Source organism: Nocardiopsis sp. LOL_012 (assembly GCF_048060475.1).
GTDB lineage: Bacteria > Actinomycetota > Actinomycetes > Streptosporangiales > Streptosporangiaceae > Nocardiopsis.
Genome location: NZ_JBHMIV010000009.1, coordinates 1 through 24485, shown reverse-complemented (window position 1 = coordinate 24485; position 24485 = coordinate 1). Strand labels below are relative to the sequence as shown.

The 24485-nt window shown below is 72.6% G+C and carries 22 protein-coding genes; 5 read left to right on the top strand and 17 right to left on the bottom strand.

Annotated elements, in window-relative coordinates:
• Positions 1–303 precede the first annotated feature (303 nt).
• From ACFHWE_RS07855 to ACFHWE_RS07830, 6 genes are all read right to left on the bottom strand, one after another.
• On the bottom strand, positions 304–1593 hold the full coding sequence (locus tag ACFHWE_RS07855) for a thymidine phosphorylase (protein WP_416599953.1): 1290 nt from the start codon (positions 1591–1593) through the stop codon (positions 304–306).
• A 59-nt stretch (positions 1594–1652) separates the two neighbouring features.
• Positions 1653–2063: a cytidine deaminase gene (locus tag ACFHWE_RS07850; RefSeq protein WP_416599952.1), complete on the bottom strand. Its 411-nt coding sequence runs from the start codon at positions 2061–2063 to the stop codon at positions 1653–1655.
• Positions 2045–3304, bottom strand: coding sequence for an ABC transporter permease (locus ACFHWE_RS07845; protein ID WP_416599951.1), 1260 nt, complete (start codon positions 3302–3304; stop codon positions 2045–2047). Before ACFHWE_RS07845 ends, ACFHWE_RS07850 begins: the two co-directional genes overlap by 19 nt.
• Positions 3301–4857, bottom strand: a complete 1557-nt coding sequence (locus ACFHWE_RS07840) for an ABC transporter permease (protein WP_416599950.1) — start codon at positions 4855–4857, stop codon at positions 3301–3303. Before ACFHWE_RS07840 ends, ACFHWE_RS07845 begins: the two co-directional genes overlap by 4 nt.
• A complete protein-coding gene (locus tag ACFHWE_RS07835) occupies positions 4854–6440 on the bottom strand; it encodes an ABC transporter ATP-binding protein (RefSeq protein ID WP_416599949.1) in 1587 nt (528 codons plus the stop codon). Before ACFHWE_RS07835 ends, ACFHWE_RS07840 begins: the two co-directional genes overlap by 4 nt.
• 157 nt (positions 6441–6597) lie before the next feature.
• Positions 6598–7653, bottom strand: a complete 1056-nt coding sequence (locus ACFHWE_RS07830) for a BMP family lipoprotein (protein WP_416599948.1) — start codon at positions 7651–7653, stop codon at positions 6598–6600.
• A 680-nt stretch (positions 7654–8333) separates the two neighbouring features.
• Between ACFHWE_RS07830 and ACFHWE_RS07825 the strand changes: the two genes are divergently transcribed.
• Positions 8334–8825 (top strand): Lrp/AsnC family transcriptional regulator, encoded by a 492-nt coding sequence (locus ACFHWE_RS07825; RefSeq protein WP_416599947.1) that lies wholly within the window; start codon positions 8334–8336, stop codon positions 8823–8825.
• Positions 8826–8838: 13 nt separating this feature from the next.
• Here ACFHWE_RS07825 and ACFHWE_RS07820 read toward each other — a convergent pair whose 3' ends face one another.
• The 6 genes from ACFHWE_RS07820 to deoC form a co-directional block, all read right to left on the bottom strand.
• Positions 8839–10512, bottom strand: a complete 1674-nt coding sequence (locus ACFHWE_RS07820) for a phospho-sugar mutase (RefSeq protein WP_416599946.1) — start codon at positions 10510–10512, stop codon at positions 8839–8841.
• Positions 10513–10523: 11 nt separating this feature from the next.
• Positions 10524–11321: a purine-nucleoside phosphorylase gene (locus tag ACFHWE_RS07815; RefSeq protein WP_416599945.1), complete on the bottom strand. Its 798-nt coding sequence runs from the start codon at positions 11319–11321 to the stop codon at positions 10524–10526.
• Positions 11318–11938, bottom strand: a complete 621-nt coding sequence (locus ACFHWE_RS07810) for a GNAT family N-acetyltransferase (RefSeq protein ID WP_416599944.1) — start codon at positions 11936–11938, stop codon at positions 11318–11320. Before ACFHWE_RS07810 ends, ACFHWE_RS07815 begins: the two co-directional genes overlap by 4 nt.
• A gap of 7 nt (positions 11939–11945) precedes the next feature.
• Positions 11946–12851 carry an aldehyde dehydrogenase family protein gene (locus tag ACFHWE_RS07805; protein ID WP_416600057.1) on the bottom strand — a complete coding sequence of 302 codons (906 nt, stop codon included), beginning with the start codon at positions 12849–12851 and terminating at the stop codon, positions 11946–11948.
• Between the two features lie 73 nt (positions 12852–12924).
• On the bottom strand, positions 12925–14355 hold the full coding sequence (locus ACFHWE_RS07800) for an aldehyde dehydrogenase family protein (RefSeq protein WP_416599943.1): 1431 nt from the start codon (positions 14353–14355) through the stop codon (positions 12925–12927).
• 6 nt (positions 14356–14361) lie between these two features.
• Positions 14362–15309, bottom strand: coding sequence for a deoxyribose-phosphate aldolase (gene deoC / locus ACFHWE_RS07795; protein ID WP_416599942.1), 948 nt, complete (start codon positions 15307–15309; stop codon positions 14362–14364).
• A gap of 299 nt (positions 15310–15608) precedes the next feature.
• On the opposite strand from deoC, the gene ACFHWE_RS07790 reads away from it, so the two are divergent.
• The gene (locus tag ACFHWE_RS07790) at positions 15609–16295 is read left to right on the top strand and encodes a hypothetical protein (RefSeq protein ID WP_416599941.1); all 687 of its coding nucleotides are present in this window, start codon (positions 15609–15611) and stop codon (positions 16293–16295) included.
• 47 nt (positions 16296–16342) lie between these two features.
• Here ACFHWE_RS07790 and ACFHWE_RS07785 read toward each other — a convergent pair whose 3' ends face one another.
• From ACFHWE_RS07785 to ACFHWE_RS07770, 4 genes are all read right to left on the bottom strand, one after another.
• On the bottom strand, positions 16343–17605 hold the full coding sequence (locus ACFHWE_RS07785; RefSeq protein ID WP_416599940.1) for a heparan-alpha-glucosaminide N-acetyltransferase domain-containing protein: 1263 nt from the start codon (positions 17603–17605) through the stop codon (positions 16343–16345).
• Positions 17606–17684: 79 nt separating this feature from the next.
• Positions 17685–19721 (bottom strand): acetoacetate--CoA ligase, encoded by a 2037-nt coding sequence (locus tag ACFHWE_RS07780; protein ID WP_416599939.1) that lies wholly within the window; start codon positions 19719–19721, stop codon positions 17685–17687.
• A gap of 88 nt (positions 19722–19809) precedes the next feature.
• A complete protein-coding gene (locus ACFHWE_RS07775) occupies positions 19810–20487 on the bottom strand; it encodes an HAD family hydrolase (protein WP_416599938.1) in 678 nt (225 codons plus the stop codon).
• 53 nt (positions 20488–20540) lie between these two features.
• A complete protein-coding gene (locus ACFHWE_RS07770) occupies positions 20541–21173 on the bottom strand; it encodes a DUF4126 domain-containing protein (RefSeq protein ID WP_416599937.1) in 633 nt (210 codons plus the stop codon).
• 263 nt (positions 21174–21436) lie between these two features.
• Between ACFHWE_RS07770 and ACFHWE_RS07765 the strand changes: the two genes are divergently transcribed.
• Both ACFHWE_RS07765 and ACFHWE_RS07760 read left to right on the top strand, forming a co-directional pair.
• Positions 21437–21763 (top strand): metal-sensitive transcriptional regulator, encoded by a 327-nt coding sequence (locus tag ACFHWE_RS07765; protein WP_416599936.1) that lies wholly within the window; start codon positions 21437–21439, stop codon positions 21761–21763.
• A gap of 51 nt (positions 21764–21814) precedes the next feature.
• On the top strand, positions 21815–22501 hold the full coding sequence (locus ACFHWE_RS07760; protein WP_416599935.1) for a metal-sensitive transcriptional repressor family protein: 687 nt from the start codon (positions 21815–21817) through the stop codon (positions 22499–22501).
• Here ACFHWE_RS07760 and ACFHWE_RS07755 read toward each other — a convergent pair.
• Positions 22486–23862 (bottom strand): NAD(P)/FAD-dependent oxidoreductase, encoded by a 1377-nt coding sequence (locus ACFHWE_RS07755; protein ID WP_416599934.1) that lies wholly within the window; start codon positions 23860–23862, stop codon positions 22486–22488. The two genes, ACFHWE_RS07760 and ACFHWE_RS07755, sit on opposite strands and share 16 nt — an antisense overlap.
• A 264-nt stretch (positions 23863–24126) precedes the next feature.
• Between ACFHWE_RS07755 and ACFHWE_RS07750 the strand changes: the two genes are divergently transcribed.
• A partial coding sequence (locus tag ACFHWE_RS07750) for a hypothetical protein (RefSeq protein ID WP_416599933.1) occupies positions 24127–24485 on the top strand: 359 nt, incomplete at its 3' end.

Here is a 24485-nt window from a genome sequence, read left to right as displayed (position 1 = left end):
GAGGACGCGATGGACCTCCTGCGAGCGCTCACCCCGCTCGGCGAAGACCCCCGCCGCCTCGGCTCCGGCATCAGGAAACTGGTCGGTTACGAGGACCATCACCGTCTGCGTGTCGGCATGTACAGGGTGATCATCCGGCTGGTGGCGGTCGGACACCGGCGGGACATCTACCGTCGGCTCTCCCCCTGGCGACGGTGCGGTTCTCTCTCGGGAGTGCCGGAACCGTGGCGCTCCGGCGCGCGAGGGGCCGCACCGGAACCCGTCCTCCGGTACGGCCCCTCGCGCCGGGTCGGCGTCAGCGCCTCAGGCCACGCGATCGATGACCAGCGGGCCCGCCGCGAAATCCGTGTCGGCGCCGATGTCGAAGGCGCCCTCCAGCGCCGCCTCGGCCCGGTCGAACCGCGCGGCCTCGTCGGCGTGCAGGGTGAACAGCGGCTCGCCCGCCACGACCGGCTCCCCCGGTTTGGCGTGCAGCACCACTCCCGCGCCGAAGGACACCGCGTCCTCCTTGCGGGCGCGCCCGGCGCCCAGCCGCCACGCCGCGAGCCCCACCCGGTAGGCGTCCAGCCGGGTGAGGGTCCCCGTGGCGGGTGCGGGCACCGTCCGGGTCCCGGCCGCCTCGGGCAGCGGCGCGTCGGGGTCGCCGCCCTGGGCGCGGACGAGGGCCCGCCACGAGGCCAGGGCGCTGCCGTCGGCGAGCGCCTCGGCCGGGTCCTTGGTGCCGTCCCGGCCCGGGGCGAGCCCGGCCGCGGCGAGCATCTCGCGGGCCAGGGCCACGGTCAGCTCCACCACGTCGGCCGGTCCGCCGCCGGAAAGCACCTCGACGGCCTCGGCGACCTCCAAGGCGTTGCCCACGGTGCGGCCCAGCGGCGCGGCCATGTCGGTGAGCAGCGCGACGGTGCGCACGCCGTGGCCGGTGCCGATGCCGACCATCGTGCGCGCCAGCTCGCGGGCCGAGTCCAGGTCCTTCATGAACGCGCCGGAGCCGACCTTGACGTCCAGGACGAGGGCGCCGGTGCCCTCGGCGATCTTCTTGCTCATGATGGAAGCGGCGATCATCGGGATCGACTCGACGGTGCCGGTGACGTCGCGCAGCGCGTACAGCTTGCGGTCGGCTGGGGCCAGTCCGGGGCCGGCCGCGCAGATCACGCCGCCGGTGTCGGTGAGCACGGTGCGCATCTCACCGGTGGAGAGCGAGGCCCGCCAGCCGGGGATCGACTCCATCTTGTCCAGGGTGCCGCCGGTGTGCCCCAACCCCCTGCCCGACAGTTGCGGGACGGCCGCGCCGCAGGCGGCGACGGTGGGGGTCAGGGGCAGGGTGATCTTGTCGCCCACCCCGCCGGTGGAGTGCTTGTCGACGGTCGGCCGGCCCAGGCCGGTGAAGTCCAGCCGCTCCCCCGAGGCCAGCATCGCCTCGGTCCAGCGGCCCACCTCGGCACCGGTCATCCCGCGCAGCAGGACCGCCATGGCCAGGGCCGACATCTGCTCCTCGGCGACCTCGCCCCGGGTGTAGGCGCCGACCACCCAGTCGATCTGCTCGGGGGTGAGCTCTCCCCCGTCGCGCTTGGCACGGATGACGTCGACGGCGTCCATGTCGCTCCTTCCACACGGGAGGGCGGCCCCGGAAGGGCCGCCCTCGTCGGTTCCCAGGGTCACTGCGCGAGGTGCTGCGGCCCGAAGGCCTGCGGGAGGACCCGGTCCAGGGGCATGATCCCCTCGGGGGTGTCCATGAGCAGGTCCGGGCCGCCGTGCTCGTAGAGCAGTTGTCGGCAGCGCCCACACGGCATCAGGGCCCGGCCCCGGCCATCCACACAACTGAACGCGGTGAGCCTGCCCCCGCCGGAGGCGTACAGGGCGCTGACCAGGCCGCACTCTGCGCACAGGCCAAGGCCGTAGGAGGCGTTCTCCACGTTGCACCCGCTGACGGTCCGGCCGTCGTCGACCAGGGCCGCCGCCCCCACCGGGTAGTCCGAGTAGGGCGCGTAGGCGCGGGACATGGCCTCCCGCGCCTCGGCTCGCAGCAACTCCCAGTCCACACCGGTCATCAGCGGCCCGCCCTCCACTGTCTACCGATCCCGGCCGGCGCCCGGAGCCGCTGCGCCGCCAGGGACAACACCAGAAGGGTAGCGATGTGCGGGCTGTAGGTGGACAACTCGCGCGGCAGCGAGTCGGTGGTGAAGTACCAGGCCAGCAGCACGGCGGCGGAGAGCGCGGCGGCGATCGCGACGCCCTTGCGGTCACCGCGCACCTGCCAGAGGGCGACGGCGAGCAGCACCACGGCCAGGAGCAGCAGCAGGGCGTGGATGGCCTCGCCGCCGCCGCGCACCTGGAGTGCGTCGGTGTAGCCGAACAGTCCGGCACCCATGGCCAGCCCGCCGGGGCGCCAGTTGCCGAAGATCATCGCGGCCAGGCCGATGTACCCGCGGCCGCCGGTCTGCCCTTCCTGGTAGATGTCGGAGGCCTCCAGTGCCAGGAACACGCCGCCCATGCCCGCGAGGCCGCCGGAGACGACCACGGCGAGGTACTTGTAGCCCAGGACCCGCACGCCGAGGGACACGGCGGCGTCGGGGTTCTCCCCCGAGGAGCGCAGCCGCAGGCCGAAGGCGGTGCGCCACAGGACCAGGTAGCTCACCGGGATCAGGAGGATCGCGATGAGGGTCAGGGCGGACATGCTGTCGGTCAGCCCGATCACCAGGTGCGCCAGGTCACTGACCAGGAACAGGTTCCGGTCGGCGAGGGGTTGGAGCAGCCCCTCCACGCCCGGCAGGCTGACCCTGGGGAAGTCGGGGGTGGTGGGCGACTGGGCGGCGCCCGCGCCGGGCACGTCCGAGTACAGCAGGATCGACATGTAGCGCATGGCGCCGAGGGCGAGGATGTTGATGGCCACGCCGGAGACGATGTGGTCGACGGCGAAGGTCACCGTAGCCACCGCGTGCACCAGCCCGCCCAGCATGCCGCCGACCACGCCGGCGAGCAGTCCGATCCACGGGTTGTCGAAGCTCCATGCGAAGTAGGCACCGAACCAGGTGCCCAGGATCATCATGCCTTCGAGGCCGATGTTGATGATGCCCGAGCGCTCGGCCCACAGGCCGCCCAGCGCGGCGAGCCCGATGGGCACGGCGAAGGCGATCGTGGTGCGGACGGTGCCCGCGTCGGTGAGCATGTCCTGTCCGGTGACGACCCGCAGTCCGGCCAGGGCCACGAAGACCGCCCCGGCCAGGGTGAGGAAGCGCCAGCGGGCCCATCCCCGGGGGCGGATCGGCGACTGGCGCACCGCCCTGGTGACGTCGAGTTCCTGGCTCATCGTGCCTCCCCGCCGTGTTCGCCGTCGGCGGCCGGCACGGTTGCGTCCCGGCCCTGGTCGTCGGTCCCGCCCTCGGGCGGGACCGGCGCGGACTCCGCGCCGGACCCGGTGGCCGTGCCGAGATGTCTGCCGATCTGCTGCTGCTGGTAGCGGCGGCCCCAGCGGTGCACGACCTCGTAGACCACGACGACCGTGAGCACGATGGTGGCCTGGGCGATGACCGCGATCTCCTGTGGGATGCTGTCGAAGGGCAGGATGCCCGACGCCTGGGTGAGGAAGGACCAGAACAGGGCGGCGAAGGCGACGCCCACGGGGTGGTTGCGGCCCAGCAGGGCGATGGCGATGCCGGTGAAGCCGATCCCCGTGGGGAAGTCGAGGGCGTAGTGGTGGGAGTGCCCAAGTAGTTGGGGCAGGCCCACCAGTCCGGCAACCACGCCGGAGAAGACCATGGCCAGGAAGACCATCTTCCTGACGTTGACGCCGCTGGCCTCGGCCGCCGTCTTGGACTGCCCGGTGGCCCGCAGTTCGAAGCCGAAGCGGGTGCGGTTGAGCATCACCCAGTAGGCGACGCCGACCGCGACGGCCAGGAACACGAAGCCGAAGATCCTCTCGTCCGAGCCGAGGAAGGACGCCGGGATGCCCGGAACCCACGCCGACTCGGGCATCGGCGGGGTGCCGATGTTGTTGGTGCTGATCTCCACCGCGATGCGGTCGGTGCTGAGCAGGTAGGCGGTGATGCCGGTGGCGATCGCGTTGAGCATGATCGTGGAGATCACCTCGGACACGCCGCGGGTGACCTTCAGGTATCCGGCTATACCCGCCCAGAATCCGCCGACGACGACCGCCGTCAGGACCAGGACGATCTGGCTGATGACCGGCGGCAGGACGAGGTAGCCGCCCACGGTCGCCGCCATCAGGGCGGCGAGCCGGTACTGCCCGTCGACACCGATGTTGAACAGCTTCATCTGGAAGCCGATCGCCACCGCGACGGCCGCCAGGTAGTAGGTGGTGCTGTCGTTGATGATCTGCACCATGCTGTCGGGCCGGGTGCCGTACTCCAACATCCGGGCGAACGTGTGCAGGGGGTCGATGCCGCTGGCCAGGAGCACGAGCGCGGTCACGGCGATCGCGATGGCGCCCGCGGCGAACACCGCGGCGAAGGACAGCGCCAGCATCCCCGACAGGTGGCGCAGCAGCAGGAGGGCCAGGAGGGAGCCGAGGGCCCCGCCCATCAGGGCCGCGACCGGTTCGATCAGGCTCAGGTCCAGCAGCCAGGCGGCCAGCAGGCCGCCGGCCACCGACAGCACCAGGGCCGTGGGGACGACCAGCACGCCGTGCAGGACGCCCCGGTCCTGCTGGAAGGCGTCCCCGCCGGCCGCCGCGAACCGGTCCGCGGCGAAGACGAACGCGAACGCCGCCACCACGCCGATCATCAGCGCGGCCCACCACAGCAGCACCAGGTCGAGGCCGAAGGTCAGGCCCGTGCCCAGTACCACCGCGAGGGCCGGGCGCGCCGGTCCGGAGAGCACTCTGTCAACGAGGGCGTCGCTCATGCCCGGCCCCCGTTCTCGTCGTCGGCACCGGTGTCGCCTTCCGTAGGGCCGTCCAGTCCGGCGCCGGTCATGGCGGAGCCGAGCTGTTCGGGGGTGACGGTGGTCGGGTCGGCCTGTGCGACCAGGCGGCCGCGCAGGATCACGTGGATGCGGTCGGACATGCCGATGAGCTCGTCGAGGTCGGCGGAGACCAGCAGGACCGCGAGTCCGGCCGCGCGGGCGTCGCGCAGCTGCTCCCAGATGGCGGCCTGGGCGCCCACGTCCACACCGCGGGTGGGGTGGGCGGCGACGAGGAAGCGCGGTGCGCCGCTCATCTCCCGGCCGATGATGAACTTCTGCTGGTTGCCGCCGGACAGGGCGTCGGCGATGACGTCGATACCGGGGGTGCGCACGTCGTACTCGGAGACGATGCGCGCGGCGTCGGCGCGCGCGCCGGACCGGTCGATCCAGGGGCCGCGCACGCTGGGCGGCTTGGTCTGGTGGCCGAGGATGCGGTTCTCCCACAGGGGGGACTCCAGCAGGACGCCGTGCCGGTGGCGGTCCTCGGGGATGTAGCCGACCCCGGCCTCGCGCAGGCGCAGCGTGGACCAGCCGGTGACGTCGCTCTCCTCCAGGCGGACACGGCCGGAGGCGAGGGGGCGCATGCCCATGACCGCCTCGATCAGCTCGGACTGGCCGTTGCCCTCCACCCCGGCGATGCCGACGATCTCGCCCCGGTGGATATCGGCGCTGACGCCGTCCACCACGGTGCGCCCGCCGGGTGCTCGGACGGTGACCCCCTCCAGGGAGAGCACGACGTGGTCGGTGACGGTGGACTCGCGCAGTTCGGGGACGGGCAGTTCCCCGCCGACCATCATCGTGGCCAGGTCCCGCGCGGTGGTGGCGGCCGGGTCGACGGTGCCCACGGTGGTGCCCCTGCGGATCACCGTGATCTCGTCGGCCACGGACAGGACCTCGTCGAGCTTGTGCGAGATGAAGATGACGGTGAGGCCCTCGCGCTTGAGTTCGCGCAGGTTGTCGAAGAGCTCGTCGACCTCCTGCGGGACCAGGACGGCGGTCGGTTCGTCGAGGATGATCGTCTCGGCGCCGCGGTAGAGGACCTTGAGGATCTCCACGCGCTGGCGGTCGCCGACTCCGAGCTCCTCCATGAGGCGGTCGGGGATGATGCCGAGCCCGTACTGCTCCGACAGCTCCCGGACGCGCGCACGGGCGCGCCTGCCGATACCGAAGCGGCGCTCGGCGCCCAGGACCACGTTCTCCAGGACGGTGAGGTTGTCGGCGAGCATGAAGTGCTGGTGCACCATGCCGATGCCGTGCTTGATGGCGTCGGAGGGCGAGTGGAACCGCACCTCCCGGCCCTTGACGTAGACGTGGCCCTCGTCCGGCCGGTGCATGCCGTAGAGGGTCTTCATCAGGGTGGACTTGCCCGCGCCGTTCTCGCCGACGATGGCGTGCACGGTACCGGGGGCCACGGTGATGTCGATGTCGTGGTTGGCCACGACGCCGGGAAAACGCTTGGTGATCCCGTGCAGCTCGACGGCGGGGGGTGGGGTGGTCCCGCCGCCCGATGAGGTGCTGCTCATCAGTCTCCTCGGGGAACGGGCGGCGGAGCCGCCGGGCCGGGGGCCGGCCGCGGGCGCCGTCGCCTGCGACAGTCGGCGGCGGCACCGGAACGGGGTGCCCGCTCCGGTGCCGCCGCCGGTGGGGTGCCGCGGGGCGCGCCCGGGCACCGGATGCGCCTTAGGGCTCGGTCGGAACCTCGATCTCGCCGTCGATGATCTGCTGCTTGATCTCGTCGAGCTGCGCGGTCAGCGGGTCGATCAGCTCGGAGTTGGTCTGGGTGTAGTCCACACCGCCCGAGGCCAGGTCGAAGCGCTGGACGCCGCCCTCGGCCCCGCCGTCGACCGCCGCCTGGATGAGTTCGAACACCGACACGTCCACCTGCTTGATGGCGGAGGTGAGGACGAAGGGCTTCTGCTCCTCCTCGGCGTTCTCGTACTGGTCGCTGTCGACGCCGATGAACAGGAACTCGTTCTCCACGGCGGACTGGAGCACGCCATTGCCGGAGGCGCCGGCGGCGTGGTAGATGACGTCGGCGCCGCGGTCGTACTGGGCCTGGGCGGTCTCGCGGCCCGCGGCGGGGTCGCTGAAGCCGCTGAAGTCCGGCGGCTGGCTGATGTAGTCGATCTCGACCTCGACGTCCTCGCTGATGTGCTGGACGCCGGCGACGTACCCGGCCTCGAACTTCTGGATCAGCGGGTTCTCGACACCGCCGATGAAGCCGACGTGGTCCTCCTCGGTGGTCAGCGCGGCGGCGGCGCCGGCCAGGAAGGAGGCCTGCTCCTCGGAGAAGACGAGGCTGGTGACGTTGTCGACGTCGGCGATCTCGGAGTCCACGATCGCGAAGTGGACGTCGGGGTACTCCGGGGCGACGGCCCGGACGGCGCCGTCGTAGGCGAACCCGACGGCGATGACGACGTCGAAGCCCTCCTCGGCCATGGTGGACAGGCGCTCCTCCTTGGCGGAGTCGGCCTCACCGTCGGCGGGCTCGAAGTCGCGGGTCTCGACGTCGAGTTCCTCCGCGGCCTGGCTCAGGCCGCGGTAGGCCGAGTCGTTGAACGAGCGGTCGCCGCGGCCGCCGACGTCGTAGGCCAGGCCCACGCGGAGGGCGGTGCTCTCCTCGCTGCTCCCGCTGTCGCCCTCGGCGGATTCCCCGGCCCCGCTGTCACAGGCGGTGAGGGCCAGCGCGCTCGCCGCCGCGACGGCGGCGAACTTCACTGCGTTGCTGCGCTTCACTTCGGTCGCTCTCCCCTTCGACGTCTCAACCGCCCGCAATAGCGCGGACGGCTTGAGTTCTGCTGCCGGACGATATCCCGTGTCCGAATAGTCATGAAACACACAGACTGAGTTGTTATGAAGGCGAGAGCAGAGCGACATGAAATGCTCAGAAAAGTTACAAAGAACACATTACGCAGCGCCCGGGCTCGGGATCCGACCGTCCCGGCCGACCCCCCCAGGCAGGGGCGGAGCACCGCACCGGAGGCGGCCCGCCCCGTGGATCCGCGTCCTGGGGCGGGCGGCCGCTCCTCCCTGGTTTCACGCCCGCGACACCTTCGGCACCCGTGGTTCTCGGTGATCCGCACAGGGAAATCGGCGGCCCCGGATCGGAGATTCCTATAAAGACCGGCCCGCCCCCGGTTTCAGACCCGCCACCGGGACCGCCGCCCCCGCGAGCCGGGGGCTTCGTCCGGATTCTTCGGATTCGGACGTAGTTACCCGCCAGTCGGGGAAACCCGCCGCCCGCCTACCGCGTCCACCTGGGTACAGTCGGGCCTCCCCCGGTCGGCCCGCCCCGCCCCGTGGTCTCGCCCACTGAGACCACCGTGGACGGGCACCACCTCCACCTGGTAGTTCGGTATCCCCGATCAATGGCGAAAGGGGCCGGACACTGAGACAAGAGCGCAAGGAGTACCCACATGGCCATGGGCGGGCAGCACAGGAGCGGCCGACGGCCGGACGCCACTGACCAGACCATCCTGAGCGCGCTCGCCAAGGACGCGCGGACCGGGATCACCGAGATCGCCGCGCTGGCCAACGTCTCCCGCGCTACGGCCTACAACAGGATCAAGCGGCTCACCGACGAGGGGGTCATCCGCGGCTACTCCGTGGTGACCGACCACGCCAAGATGGGACTGGGCGTCACCGCGCTCGTCCTCGTCTCCGGAAGCCAGCCGGACTGGCGCGCCAACCGCGAGATCCTCTCCTCCTACCCCGAGGTCGAGTACTGCTGGTACGTGGTGGGCACGGTCGACATCGCCCTCCTGGTACGCGTCTCCGACACCCACCGGTTGCGCGACCTGATCCTCACCCGGCTCCAGTCGCTTCCCGGCGTGACCTCCACCCAGACGCTCACCGTGATAGACGAGGTCGTGCACCGCCCGGTCGTGGAACCGGCCCCGGAGGGGTGAGGCGCGGGGCGGCCTACCTCACCGCCTCGGCGACCGACGCCATGAGTTCGGCGAGCAGCCCCCTGCCCTGCGCACGCGCCGACCCCGTATCACCCTCCGCATCGAGCACCACCTCGGCATAGGCCTTCAGCTTGGGCTCGGTCCCCGAGGGCCGCAGCGTCACACGCCCCCAGACGCTCCCCTCCAGCCGGAAGCGCAGTGCGTCGGTCGGCGCCAGAGCGCCCAGCCCCTCGGCGAAGTCCTCCACCCCGGTCACCGCCAGGGGCCCGAACACGGCCGGCGGCCGCTCGCGCAGACGGCGCATCACCTCGGAGATCACCGACACGTCCTCGACCCGCACCGAAAGCTGATCGCTCAGGTGCAGGCCGTGGCGGCGCGCCTGATCGTCCAACAGGTCGACCAGGGTGCGCCGCTCCCGCTTGGCGCGGGCGGCCAGGGCCGCCACGACCAGGGCCGCCCCGATCCCGTCCTTGTCGGCCACCGGCCGGCCCCCGTCACCGCCGACGCAGTACCCCAGCGCCTCCTCGTAGGCGAAGACCGGGCGCAGCCCGGGCAGGCCGGCCCTGGCCAGCCACTTGAACCCGGTCAGGGTCTCCTCGTAGTGCACACCCCGGTCGCGGGCGATCTCGGCCAGCAGAACGGAGGAGACGATGGAGGCGGCCACCACGCGGTCGGCGCCCGAGGTCTCCCCCAGCACGTACTCCGCCATCAAGCCGCCGACCTCGTCGCCGGTGAGCAGCCCGTACCCCGGAACGGCGACGGCGAGGCGGTCGGCGTCGGGATCGTTGGCCAGCACCAAGTCGGCCCCCGCGTCCTCCCCCGCCGCGAACGCCAGGTCCATGGCCCCGGGCTCCTCAGGGTTGGGGAACTCCACCGTGGGGAAGTCGGGATCGGGGTCGAACTGGGCGGCGACCACGGCGGGGCGTGCGAACCCGGCCCGCTCCATGGCCCGAACCAGGAGCCGCCCGCCCACACCGTGCATGGCGGTGTAGACGACGGACAGGTCGCGATCGGTGCCCAGCGGCAGGGAGGTGACCGCCGCCAGGTAGCGCTCCACCGCCTCCTCGCCCAGGACCGTCCACTCCGAGCCCAGCGGCAGGGAGGTGACCGGCCCGGTCCGGGCGATGGCGGCGGAGATCTCGGCGTCCACCGGGGCGACGATCTGCGCTCCGGCGGCGGCCCCGGTCCCGCCGACGTAGACCTTGTAGCCGTTGTCCCCGGGCGGGTTGTGGCTGGCGGTCACCATGATCCCCGCGTCCGCGCCCAGGTCGCGGACGGTGTGGGCCAGCACCGGGGTGGGCAGCGGCCGGGGCAGCAGCGACACCCGGTGGCCCGCCCCGGTGAGCACGGCGGCACTGTCCTCGGCGAAGTCCGCGGACCTGTGGCGGGCGTCGTAGCCGACGACGACGTGCCCCGCGGAGCCGAGCCAGGCAGCGATCCCGGCGGCGGCGCGCATGACCACGACCCGGTTCATCCGGTTGGGCCCCGCGCCCAGGGCGCCGCGCAGTCCGGCGGTGCCGAACTCCAGGTCGGCGGCGAACCGGTCGCTGAGGTCGGCCAGGGCCACGGGGTGACCGGACTCGGCCCGCGCCAGCAGCCCCTCCAGCTCCCGGCGGGTGGCCGGGTCGGGGTCCTGGGCGAGCCACTGCCGGGCCCGGTCGGTGAGGTGGGCGGGGACGGCGGTCATCGGGGCTTCCTCTAGAACTGGGTGACGATGTCGGCGAGCAGGCGGCCGACCCTGTCCGCGGCACCGCGTCCGGCGGCCAGCACCTCCTCATGGTCCAGGTTGGCCCCGTCCAGCCCCGCGGCGATGTTGGTGACCAGGGACATTCCCAGGACCCGGGCGCCGAGGGCGCGTGCGGCGATGGCCTCCATGACGGTGGACATGCCCACCAGGTCGGCGCCCAGCACGCGCAGCATCCGGATCTCGGCGGGCGTCTCGAAGTGCGGACCGGGCATGGCCGCGTAGACGCCCTCGGGCAGGTCGGGGGCGACCTTGCGGGCCGCCTCCCTCAGGGAGGGGCTGTAGGTCTCGGTGAGGTCGACGAACCCGGCTCCGCTGAGCGGCGAGCGCGCGGTCAGGTTGATGTGGTCGGCGATGAGCACGGGCGTGCCGACGGCGTAGGCGGGGTTGATACCGCCGGCGGCGTTGGTGAGTACCACCGTCTTGGCGCCTGCGGCGACGGCGGTGCGCACGTTGTGTACGACGGCGTCGGTGCCGTGGCCCTCGTACAGATGGGTGCGGCCCAGGAAGGCGAGCAGGTTCCGGTCGCCGTCGCGGATCGAGCGCACGGTGCCGCTGTGGCCCTCCACCGCCGGGGGCAGGAAGCCCGGTAGTTCGGAGGTGGTGATCTCGTGTGTGGACTCGCCGAGCAGGTCGGCGGCGGGCGCCCAGCCCGAGCCCATGACCAGGGCGGTGTCGTAGGAGTCCGTGCCGGTGCGCGAGAGCAGTTCCGCTGCGGCCCTCTCGGCGATCTCCTGGGGTGTGCGTGTCACCGCGTGTTCTCCGTTCGCTTCGGCCGCCGGGTGGGCGGACAGTGGGCTCCCGTGCGTACCGGCCGGGCCATGACCGTCTGCGGTCCGGCCCCGCCGTCGAGGTAGCGGCGGCCCGTGGGTGAGAACCCCGCGGCGGTGTAGGCGCGCCGCCCGGCCTCGTTGGCCTCGTTGACGCACAGCACGATCTCCTCGGCCCGGGGCGCCACCCCGGCCACGAGCAAGTCCAGCAGAGGTGCGGAGCAGGCGCCGCTGCCCGCGCCGCGGCCCTGCCACTCGGGGACGATGTAGAAGGCCCGCAGCAGCACCGAGCGCTCGGGGTCGTCGGCCACCTCGCGCAGCGGATGGCCGGACCCGTCGATGATCCCGAACCCGACACAGGCCCGGCGCGCGGTATCCGCGCACGCGAGGTCGGCGCCCGTGCGTACGACGGCGAACGGGAAGCGCCCGGGGTCGGCGTCGGCGCTGGGCAGGGTCCGCACGGGCAGTCCGGCGTACCTGGACTGCCCGGGGGCCAGCCGGTGGCCGAGCACGGCCCCGCGCAGGACGGCGGTCTCCGGTGTGGTCCGGTCGAGCCGGACCAGGCGCAGTCCGCGGACGCGGGTGTTCGCCTCGTTCACGGGCCGCTCACGCCCCGACCGGGTGCCAGACCGTCTTGGTCTCCAGGAAGGGGCGCATGCGCGAGGTGCCGGGGTCGGTGCCCCGCCAGGCGTCCTCGCCTCCGTCGGCCCCGGGTCCGGGCCGCAGGACCCGGGTGAGGGTGGCGGCGGCGGCCTCCTCCAGCTCTACGGCCGACTCTCCCGCACCGGTCAGGTCGAGCGCGTCGACGTCGGCGTGCGCGGCCAGGTGCGGTCCGATCTCGGCCGCCCTGCCGGTGAGCACGTTGACCACGCCGCCGGGCAGGTCGGAGGTGGCCAGCACCTCGGCGAGGTCGATCGAGGGCAGGGGCGCGCGCTCGGAGGAGACCACCACCGCCGTGTTGCCGGTGGCGATGACCGGGGCGAGTACGGAGGTCAGGCCGAGCAGCGGGGCGCCCTGCGGCGCGAACACGGCCACCACACCCACCGGTTCGGGGGTGGACTGGTTGTGGAAGGGGCCGGCCACCGGGTTGGCCCCGCCCAGCACCTGGGCGAACTTGTCGGTCCATCCGGCGTAGTAGACCCACCGGTCGACGGCGGCGCCGACTGTGGCGGCGGCGTCCGCGCGCGACAGGCCGAGGGCGTCGGTGAGAGCGGCGGCGAACTGTTCCCGCCGCCCCTCCAGGACCTCGGCGACCCGGTAGAGGATCTGGCCCCGGTTGTAGGCGGTGCGCGCCGACCAGCCGCCGAAGGCCTTGCGGGCGGCGGCGACGGCGTCGCGCGCGTCCTTGCGGGAGGCCAGCGACACGTTGGCCAGGTGTGCGCCGTCGGAGGAGGTCACCGGAGAGCACCTGCCCGATTCCGAGCGGGGGAACGCCCCGCCCAGGTAGAGCTTGTAGGTCTTGCGGACCGCCAGGCGCGGGGCCGGGCGGCCCTGGCCCGCCTTCGCGGTCACGGCGGACTCGGGGTCCTTGGCCGTCTTGGCGGTCTTGGCCGCTCCGGGGCCCTTGTTCTTCGGCTTGTGCCCGTCAGCCAAGGTAGGCCTCCAATCCGTGCCGGCCGCCCTCGCGGCCGTACCCCGACTCCTTGTAGCCGCCGAAGGGGCTGGCCGGGTCGAACCTGTTGAACGTGTTGGACCAGACGACCCCGGCCCGCAGCCGCTGGGCCGTCCACATCATGCGCGAGCCCTTCTCCGTCCACACCCCGGCGGACAGGCCGTAGGGGGTGTTGTTGGCCTTGGCCACGGCCTCCTCCGGGGTGCGGAAGGTGAGCACGGACAGCACGGGGCCGAAGATCTCCTCTCGGGCCACCCGGTGGGCCTGGCTGACCCCGGTGAGGATGGTGGGCGCGAACCAGTAGCCGCTCGCGGGCAGGTCGCAGGGGGCGGACCAGCGCTCGGCCCCCTCCCGCTCGCCCACGGCGGTCAGGTCCCGGATACGCTCCAGTTGCGCGGCGGAGTTGATCGCACCGATGTCGGTGTTCTTGTCCAGCGGGTCGCCCAGGCGCAGCAGAGATACGCGGTCCCTGAGCCGGGGCAGCAGTTCGTCGGCGATCGACTCCTGCACCAGCAGGCGCGACCCGGCGCAGCACACGTGGCCCTGGTTGAAGAAGATGCCCGAGACGATCCCCTCGACGGCCTGGTCGAGGGCGGCGTCGTCGTAGACGATGTTGGCGCCCTTGCCCCCCAGTTCGAGGGTGAGGCGCTTGCCGGTGCCGGCCACCGACCGGGCGATGGAGCGGCCGACCTCGGTGGAGCCGGTGAAGGCGACCTTGTCGGCACCGGGGTGCTCCACCAGCGCGCGGCCGGTCTCCCCGGCGCCGGTGACGATGTTGACCACGCCCGGCGGCAGGTCGGCCTCCTGGCAGATCTCGGCGAAGACCAGGGCGGTCAGCGGCGTGGTCTCGGCGGGTTTGAGCACCACGGTGTTGCCGGTGGCCAGGGCCGGGGCGACCTTCCACGCGAGCATGAGCAGCGGGAAGTTCCAGGGGATCACCTGGGCGGCGACGCCGAGCGGCCGGGGGTCGGGCCCCAGGCCCGCGTGGGCGAGCTTGTCGGCCCAGCCCGCGTGGTAGAAGAAGTGCGCGGCGACCAGCGGCAGGTCGACGTCGCGGGTCTCCTTGATGGGCTTGCCGTTGTCGAGGGACTCCAGCACGGCCAGTTCGCGCGAGCGCTCCTGGATGATCCGGGCGATGCGGAACAGGTACTTGCCGCGCTCGGCCCCGGGCATGGGGCCCCACACGTCCTCGTGGGCGCGGCGGGCGGCGGCCACGGCACGGTCGACGTCGGCGGATCCGGCCACGGCGAAGCGGGCGAGCTCGGTCTCGTCGGCCGGGTTGAGCGTGGTGAGGTGCTCCCCGCTCTCGGCAGGGGTGAACTCGCCGTCGACGAACAGGTCGTAGTTGGGGCGCAGGGCGACGACGGAGCGGGACTCCGGCGCGGGCGCGTAGTCGAGGTTCACGGAAATCTAGTCCAGCGTGTAGTAGTCGGGGCCCGGGTAGGTGCCGGTGGTCAGCCTGGTCCGCTGCATGAGCAGGTCGTTGAGCAGGCTGGAGGCGCCGATGCGGAACAGGTCCGGGGTCAGCCACGCCGGGCCGGCGACCTCGTTGACCAGTACGAGCTGGCGGATGGCGTCCTTGGTGGTGCGGATGCCGCCGGCGGGCTTGACGCCCACCCGGGCGCCGGTGGCGGCGTGGTGGTCGCGGACCGCCTGGAGCATGACCAGGACGACGGGCGGGGTCGCGGCGGGCGACACCTTGCCCGTGGAGGTCTTGATGAAGTCGGCGCCGGCGAGGATGGCCAGGTGGGAGGCGCGGCGCACGTTGTCGTAGGTGGCCAGTTCGCCGGTCTCCAGGATGACTTTGAGGTGCGCGCCGCCGCAGGCCTCCCTGACCGCCGTGATCTCGTCGTGGACCTTCTTGTAGTCCCCGGCCAGGAACGCCCCGCGGTCGATGACCATGTCGATCTCGGCGGCGCCGTCGGCCACGGCGCGCCGGGTGTCGGCGAGCTTGGCTTCCAGGGGCGCGCGCCCGGCGGGGAAGGCAGTGGCGACCGAGGCGACGCCGATCCCGGTGCCGTGCAGGGCCGCGACGGCGGTCGCGACCAGGTCGGAGTAGACGCACACCGCGCCGACGCGGGGCACGGACCGGTCCGCCGGGTCGGGCAGCGCGGCTTTGGCGCACAGCGCGCGGACCTTGCCGGGCGTGTCGGCGCCCTCCAGGGTGGTCAGGTCCACCATGGAAATGGCTAGGTCGATGGCCTGCGCCTTGGCGGTGGTCTTGACCGACCGGGTGGCCAGGTCCTGGGCGCGGGCGCGCGCGCCGACCTCGTCGACGCCCGGCAGGCCGTGCAGGAAGGCCCGGAGCGCGCGGTTGGACGCGGCCTCGGGCGCGGTTGCGGTGTGGGGCACGGGCACCTTCAGCTCGGTGGGACGGTGTGCGGCCGACGCGGGCCGACCGGCGATCACCATAACGCCGGACGGGGTGGCGGCCGGTACCGGCACGGGCGCGGACGCCGAAGGTTGGAGGAGCCTCCAACAGGACATCCGCTGATCATTAGTCGATACCTCCAGTTCCCCTCATGGAACCGCAGAAAACCACCGGAAGGAAGCATCGGCCGCCCGGGCCCGCGAACCCACCGGTCCATACCGGCCCGCGGCGGTCGGCGCGCACCGCGGTGGGCGTCCGCCGCCCGCGCACTCACTAGGGTGGGGGCATGGCCGAGTTCCGGATCAGCACCGACGACGACCGTGTCGACCTGCGCAGGCTCGCGACGGCCCTGGCCGAGTCGCAGGGGTGGGCGCGCGAGGAGCTCAGCGTCTGGGACAACCGGCGCGGCGAGGTACGCGTGGAGGTTCCCGACCGACTGCTGCACCCGCCCGAGACCGACCCCCTGCACCGGACCCGCCACACGCCCCGCGACATCCACGAGGCCTGTGAGCGGCTGCGGCGCGAGGACCCCTCACTGCGCGGGGTGGACTTCGCCGAGCTGCGCGGTGCGGCGTCGCGGTTCTTCTCCGCCGGGTGGACCCTCGCCGACCTGCGGCACGCGCTCGACCACCGCCCCGACCACGCGCCGTGGCCGAGCGGCCCCGAGCACTCGGGCACAGGGTGGCTGCGCACCCGGCTGAAGGCGTGGCGCACCCCCGACGGCGACATCCGGCCCTCGCGGTCCCAGGAGGAGGCCCAGTTGCGCGTGATCAGCCGCGCCGGCCTGCCGATGGACCTCGGGCTGCCCGAGGACGCCGAGATCGCCCACCGCCCGGTCGCCCGTCCCGAAGTGGCGCGGTCGGCCGCCGACGACGCGCGCCGGCTCATGCGGGAGAACACCCGCACCACGACGGACGCGCTCGCGCACCGGGACCGGACCGCCGGGCACATCCGCCGCCCCGAGCGGGGTTGACGCGCCCTCTGGGAAGGCAGAACCGTTTCCGGGTCCGGGCCGCCCGGTCAACGGGTCCCGCGCTCGCGCAGGGCCTCCTCCACGCTGGTATCCGCGCCGTCGGCGATCGCCCCCACCACGAACTCCATGGGCCCCCGCCCCACGGTGACCCTCCACAGCACGGCGAACACGACCGCGCCGAGCACGAACCCCTCCATGAGCCAGGGAGCGCGCCAGGGCATGCCCGGGTCGGCGAGGGCCATGACGACGACGATCGCGAACAGGTGCCCCGAGTAGACCGTCAGCGGCATCCGGCCGACCGACGAGAGCGGGTACATCAGCAGGCGGAAGCGCTCGGCCAGCCACACGCACGCCACGATGACGACCAGGGCCTGGCCCACCGCCTGCGCGATCTCGAACGTGGTGCCGGTGTGCGGCGCGGCCGTGGCCAGCCACCACCAACTGTCCGTGGGCACCTGACCCGAGACGGAGTCCATGTCCTGCTCCGCCCCGGCCCGCAGCGCCTCCAGCAGGGCCGGGTCGCCCGTCGGGGCGGACGGACCGTAGAAGCCGGGTGCGTCGGCGGCGGCGATCCGGTCGATGCCGCCCAACGGGTACAGCAGCAGCCAGGAGCCGGCGTAGGAGAACACGGTCAGGGCCGCCCCGGCGGCCAGCAGCCGCAGCCGCACTGCGGTGGAGGCCAGGTCGAGGCGGCCCACGGCCATGCCCGCGCAGACGAAGGCCATGAAGGTGACCGCCGGATAGTAGCCGGTCAGCAGGAACTCGGTGAGCGAACCGAGTGAGGAGACGCGCGGCGGGAACGGGCCCAGCGCCTCGCGCAGAGCGTAGGACAGTCCCGGGCCGAGTAGGGCGAGCGCCCCGGACACCGACCACAGTGCGGCCGGCCCCAGCCGGGAGAGCGGCAGGGCCAGGACGAAGTAGCCCGCGTAGTAGGTGAGGATGATCGCCACCGGCGTGCCCAGGAAGTCCAGGAACACGCCGAGCAGTCCGATGATCAGGGCGCGCGTGAGGATGCGCACGGCGGCACGGCGCCACGGGTCGCCGGACAGCGGGGCGGTCCGCCCCGTCATGAACGCCAGCGACAGGCCCGCCAGGAGCGCGAACAGCGCGGAGGAGTTGCCGCGCAGCAGGGTGTGCAGGTGCTCGGCGCCCTCCTGCGGCAGGAGGCCGAAGGAGTCCACCCCCAGGTGGACCGTGAACATGCCGATGACCGCGAGGGCGCGGGCCGCGTCGACACCGTCGATTCGGGGGCGGCGGGCCGCGGGGCCTGCGGCGGCCGCGGTGCCGTCGTCGGGTTGCTGGTGTGCCACGGATGTCACCCTATGCCCGGGCCGGGAAAGGCCCGACCGCCCGGAGCGCGTGCGCCGCTGCGCCCCGGGCGGCCCGTCCTCACCCCTGGTCGGCGAGGCGGGTGAAGTAGTCGAGCGCCTCGGGGTTGGCCAGGGAGTCGCGGCTGACGACCTTGTCGGGCCGCTCCCCCATGAGGATGCGCTTGACGGGGACCTCCAGCGCCTTGCCCGACAGGGTGCGCGGAACGGCGGCGATCGCCCGCACGCGGTCGGGCACGTGCCGGGGCGAGCAGTCGGTGCGCACGCGGCGGGCGATCTCCTTGGGCAGGTCGCCCTCCAGGTCCGCGCCGGGGCGCAGCACGGTGAACAGTTCGATCGCCGAGGACCCGTCCTCCTGCGGTACGTCCACCACCAGCGCGTCGACCACCTCGTCCAGGGCGAGGACGGCACGGTAGATCTCACTGGTGCCCATGCGCACGCCGCCACGGTTGATCGTGGAGTCCGACCGGCCGTAGATGATCGCGGTGCCGCGGTCGGTGATCTCGATCCAGTCGCCGTGCCGCCAGGTCCCCGGATAGACGGAGAAGTAGCTGTCGCGCAGCCGCTCCCCGTCGGGGTCGCCCCAGAAGAAGACGGGCATGGACGGCGCGGGCTGGGTGACCACGAGTTCGCCGACCTCCCCCACCAGTTCCCGGCCCTCGGGGTCCCAGGAGGCCACGGCCATGCCCAGGGCCCGGGACTGGATCTCGCCCTCGTAGACGGGCAGGACGGGGGTACCGCCCACCAGGCAACTGCACACGTCGGTGCCGCCGCTGGTGGAGAACAGCCACAGGGAGTCGCCGAACTCCTCATAGACCCAGGCGAAGGCCTCCGGGCTCAGCGGGGAGCCGGTGGAGCCGATCCCCCGCAGTGCGGACAGGTCGCGCCCCTGCCGGGGGTGCAGGCCCTCCTTCATACAGGTGGACAGGAACCCGGCGCTGGTGCCGAACACGGTGACGCCCGCCTCCGCCGCCAGGTCCCACAGCGCACCCAGGCCGGCGGAGGGTTCCGCGGCCGGAGGCCGACCTTTGAGGGCGGTGGCGGGTGACGGGCTGCCGTCGTAGAGCACGATGGAGGCCTCGGTCAGCAGCACGCTCACCAGGAAGTTCCACATCATCCAGCCCGTGGTGGTGAACCAGAAGACGCGGTCGCCCTCGCGGGCGTCCAGGTGCAGGTGCAGGTTCTTGAGCTGTTCGAGGAGGATGCCGCCGTGGCCGTGCACGATCGCCTTGGGCAGGCCGGTGGTCCCGGAGGAGTAGAGCACCCACAGCGGGTGGTCGAAGGGGACCGGGGTGAAGTCGAGTCCGGCCCCGGCGCCGGAGCGCTCCAGTTCGGCCCAGGGCAGGGCGCCCTCCAGTTCCGCTCCGGGGTCGAGGTAGCCGAGGAGGACCGTGTGCTCGACGGTGGGCAGGGCGGCGCGCAACTCCTCCACCACCGGGCGGCGGTCGAAGTCCCTGCCGTTGTAGCGGTAGCCGTCCACGGCCAGGAGCACGGTGGGCTCGATCTGGGCGAAGCGGTCGATGACGCTGCGCACCCCGAAGTCGGGTGAGCAGGAGGACCACACCGCGCCCAGGGAGGCCACCGCGTAGAAGGCGGCGACGGTCTCGGGCAGGTTGGGCAGGTAGGCGACCACCCGGTCGCCGGGGCCCACCCCGCGTGCGCGCAGGCCCGCGGCGATCGCTGCGGTGCGCCGGCGCAGTTCGCCCCAGGTCCACTCCCCGAGGGGGCGCAGCTCGCTGGCGTGGCGCAGGGCCACCCGGTCGTCGTCGCGCCCCTCGAAGACGTGGCGGGCGTAGTTGAGCGTCGAACCGGGGAACCAGCGCGCGCCGGGCATGACGCGTTCGGCCAGGACGGTGTCGTAGGGGGTGTCGGCCCGGACGCCGTAGTACTCCCAGACCGCTTCCCAGAAGTCCTCGATTTCGGTGACCGACCAGCGCCAGAGCGCTTCGTGGTCGAAGTTCCGGGCGGTGGGCTCCTTCCCTCCGAAGGCGCGCACCCCCTTGTGCTCGGCCGCCCACCGGGCGAACGCGACGATGTTGGCGGACTCGACTGCGGTCTCGTCCGGTTCCCAGAGCAACCGGGGAACACTCTCCGTCATGGGACCGCCTTTCCGTTCACGTGGCTGTGTGCGACCCACTATCCAACAGCAGGTCGCGCATGGTGGAAGGCGCCCCGGGCCTGTCGCCTCAGCGGCCGCGCAAGGCGTCGACGGCGGCGACCGGCGAGTCGACGACCGGGGCGCCGGTGGCCTCCAAGCGGTCCCGTGCCATGAGCCCGGTGGCGACCAGGAGCGCGTTGGCCCCGGCCTCGTGGGCGGCGCGCGCGTCGTCGTCGATGTCGCCGATCAGCACGACCCCGGCGGGGTCGATCCCCTGCTGGTCGAGGTGGCGGACGAGGTGTTCGGCCTTGGAGTCGCGCTCCGTGGCGAACCTGCGCCCGTCGATCCGGGTGAAGTGCTCGCTGAGCCCCCGCTCGGCGACCAGGGGGACCAGGTGGTCGTGGCCGGCCATCGACAGCAGGGACTGGGTGCCGCCGTGGCCGCTCCAGTCGTGCAGCACGTCTGGGACGCCGTCGGTGAGGGCGCAGGTGTGCAGGTGTTCGAGGTAGCTGCTGTCGTAGAGCCGTTCGACGCCCTCCCACTCGTCGGCCTCCAGTGAGCGGCCGAGCAACTCCTCGTAGCAGGGGACGAGGGGGCGCCGGAACACGGAGCGCCAGTACTCCATCTCCACCGGGGCGCGACCGAAACCGGCGCACACCGCGTTGACCGCGGCGAGGTTGGCGTGGTTGTCGTCCAGGAGCGTGCCGTTCCAGTCCCAGACGATGTGGGTGATGTCTTTTCGGTCAAGAAATGTCGTGTCAGCCATCAAAGAGCACTTTACGGGCAGCGGACCGGCAAGGGAACGGGTTTTCCCGCACGTCAGGGCGCGTCCGCCCCGTTTCCGATCCGGGTGCGCCGCTCCGCCCGCCTGCGCCTGCCGCGCCGCACGGCCCAGACTCCGGAGACCAGCATGAGGGGGAACACCACGACGATCAGGAGCGGCAGCACGATCGCCAGGAACGAGGTGAGGGCGCTGGCGACGTCCTCGGCGACGGAGACCACCGGTCCGCCGGTCCCCACGGTCGCGGTGTTGATCACCGGCCGTGCACCGGCCTTGATGACGTGGAAGACGAGCGCGACGACCACGCCCGCGATGACCGCGCCCCAGTCGACCCCGCCGCCGGAGGCCGCGACTGCCTCGGCGGGAACGATGTCGGCCAGGTCGACGGAATCGGCGCCGGCGCCGAACGTGATGCCTCCGGCGGTGGGCCTGACCACGGTCTGGACCACGTCGTTGATCGAGTCGACGGCGGGGACCTTGTCGGCGACCAGTTCCAGGACCAGGAGCAGGCCGACCACGACGAGGGTGGCCGGGTGCTCCAGCCAGGCCCAGGCCGAGCCGAGGTCGACGAGGTCGGTGTAGCGGGCGAGCAGCCCGATCATGAGCAGGGGGATGTAGGCGTTCAGTCCCGCGGCCGAGGACAGCCCCAGGCCGGTGAGGGTGGCGATCATCTGCGTCCTTACGTGCGTCCGTGGCAGGGGGGCGGGTGCGCGCCCCGGCGCCGTATACCCGTGTTGACGCGCGCGCGGGTGCCCGGGTTGCGGTTCGTACGGTTGCGTCCGGAAAACGGAACGCTGCGGGGCCGGGGCGGGCCACGCTCCGACCGGGCGCCGGTTCTGGGAAACTCACCTTGGGCCGGTTTCGGCGACACACGCGCACACCGGCGGAATGCCCCGCGATCCGCCGCGGTTTCCTACCTCAAGGGGGTATCAGGATGTCTTCCGAACAGGGGCGGCACGAAAGCGGCGCCGAGCCGGCCGCACACGGCTACAGCGGCGACAAACAGAGCCACATCAACCGGCTCCGCCGTATCGAGGGCCAGATCCGCGGCCTCCAGCGCATGGTGGAGGACGACCAGTACTGCATCGACATCCTCACCCAGACATCGGCGGCCAACAAGGCGCTGCGCTCCTTCGCGCTGTCCATGCTCGACGAACACCTCAAGCACTGTGTGGCCCACGCCGTCGCCAACGGCGGCGCGGAGGCGGAGGAGAAGGTCCGCGAGGCCTCCGACGCGATCGCCCGCCTGGTGCGTTCCTGAAACCCGGACCGAACCTCCCCCGCGGGCGGAACGCCGACTAACGTTTGCGGTATGTCCCCCGACACGTCCCCCTCCTCCCCTCCCGAGAACGCACTGTCCGCCACGGTGGAGCGCCGCCTGGCCATCCCCGTCCTCATCTCCGCCCTCGTCTCCGTGCCCGCCATGTTCCTCGACATGTGGGGGCAGGGCGCGTGGGCCTCACTCGGCCGCGCGGTCGGCTGGATCGCCGGGATCATGCTCTGGATCGAGTGGGCCCTGCTCTTCGCCCTGGCCGACAACCGGCGCGCGTGGCTGCGCCGGAACTGGTGGCTGACGGTCGTCGCCGGGGTGACGGTGCCGGCCGTCGTCTTCGCGATCGGCCCGTCCCAGGTCCTGCGCCTGGTCCGCCTGGTGGGAACGCTGCGGCTGCTGCGGGTCACCCGGATCATCCAGGCCGGCGGCATGATGCGGGAACGGCTCGGCCTGAAGGGCCCGTGGGGCACCGCCGTGGTGGTCGTCTCCACGGGACTGGCCGCGGTGTTCGTCACCGCGGTCCTGTCCGACCCGACCTCGGCCACCCGGCAGCTCCTGGAAGGAACGATCGAGCAGTACGGGTGGTGGCCGACGGCCCTGGCCGGTGCCCTCACCCTGGGTGCGGGCGCCGTGGTGGTCCGGAACCGCTGGCACCGCGTCCGGGACCTGCGCCGGGAGAAGCGGGGCACCGGAAGCTCCCCGGAGGACTCTCAATCGTCGCCGTAGCGCTCCCGGAGGTTGTCCATGAGTCGCGCGCCCTCCCTGCGTGAGGACTCGGCGTCCAGGTAGTCGAACGCCTCCTGGTCCACGAACGAGGACGGGCGGCCGTTGTCGGCGAACCCCAGACGCGCCACCTCGCCCCCGGTGAGCTCCCGGATGGTCCAGTTGGCCAGGATCCGCGCCCGGGCGGTCAGGGAGGGCACCGACAGCAGGTGGTAGCCGCGCGTGGCCGCCAGCGCGGCCGGACCGGTCAGGTCGAACCTGAGCACGCGGGCCAGCGCGTCCCTTCCGCTGAAGTCCACGGCCAGCCCGAGGTCCGTGTGCTTGAACTCGGCCATGGGCCGCCCCAGGATGGAGGCGACGACGTTGTCGGCGGCGGTGGCGGCCTGCCGCGTGGCGTACTGGGCCGTAGGGGGGCAGTAGGCCCCCTCCCCGTCTGCCAGGTGGGGGACGGCCGCGGCGTCGCCCAGCGCGAACACGTCGTCCAGGCCGGGGACCCGCAGGTCGGTGCCGACTTCCAGGCGGCCGCGCTGCGTGGGTTTGCCGAGCGTCTCCATGAGCGGGCTCGGTGAGACGCCGGCGGCCCAGATGAGCGTGCGGCACGGCAGGGCCCGCCCGTCGGTGAGGACCACCTTGTCAGGGGTCACCTCGCGGACGGTCACCTTGAGCTTGACCTCGATCCCCAGACCGCGGAGCAGGTCGAGCGCCCTGCGCCCCAGGCGCTCGCCCAGTTCGGGCAGGACCCGTGGGGCGATGTCGACCAGGTGCCAGCGGATCACCGAGCGCAGCTCGGGGTAGCGCTTGGCGGCCTCCTCGCACAGCCGCATCAGTGAGGCGGCGGTCTCCACTCCGGTGTAGCCGCCGCCGACGACGATGAAGCGGCAGCGCTCCTCGCGTTCGGCCGGGTCGCGGCTGTCGTGGGCCAGTTCGAGCTGAGCGAGCACGTGGTCGCGCAGCAGGACGGCCTCGGCGAGCGTCTTGGCGCCGTAGGCGTGCTCGCCCAGGCCCGGGATGTCGAAGGATCGGGTCAGGCCGCCCGGGGCGAGCACCAGCCGGTCGTAGGGGCAGGGGATGAGCTCTCCGCTGGAGCGCCGCACGACCACCGTGCGGTCGGCGGTGTCGACCCCGACCGCGTGTCCGGGGACGAGCCGTGTCTGGTGGGTGAGGCGGTGCACGGACATCGCCACCGACTGGGGCGTGAGCAGGCCGGAGGCCACCTGGGGCAGCAGCGGACTGTAGAGCATGTAGTCGTGCGGTGCGACGAGGGCGAGGTCCGCCATCCCCCGGGGGATCCGGCGTTCGAGGTGGCGCAGGGTGTGGAGGCCGCCGAAACCCGCGCCGACGACCACGATGCGAGGCCGAGCCATCAGTTCACCGTTTCCTTGTCTCGTGATCTGGCCGCCAGCGAACGCGGGCGTGCCCGTCCGCCGCCGACCGTACGGCGCGGTGTGCGCCGGGCACCGCTCCCACACGAGACACAGCCGGGACTTTGTGGCCCTTTGCTTCCCCCTGGAAAAGGCATACGCGCGCTTCAGGCCCATGTAACCGGAGCATGACCTGCGAAGGAGAACAATCGTCACGGAGAGTTGTCAAGCAAGAGCCGTAAGCACCGAAAGGAGCTGGGGACACGTATGCGCGCGTTCACCAGGATCGCCGCCGCCTCGACGCTGGCCGGAGGGCTGACCATCGCCGGGATCGGGGGCGCCCTCGCACAACCCGCGGACGACCATGTGGAGACCGACACCGCGCAGGACGCCGTGCCCTCCGCGGGCTCCGCCGAGGAGGCGACCGCGCTGGAGGGTGTCCCGGTGGAGGCCGCTGAAGAGGCCGCGCCGCCCGCCGCCCCCGCCACCGAGGAGGCCGGAGGGCTTCTCGGCGGTGCGGCCGAGGCCCCGGGCGCGGCCGACACCGTCGGCAGCGCGACCGGGGACGCCCCGGACACGGCCGTACAGGACACCGTGGAGGGCGCGACCGGCGAGGTCCCCGCGAC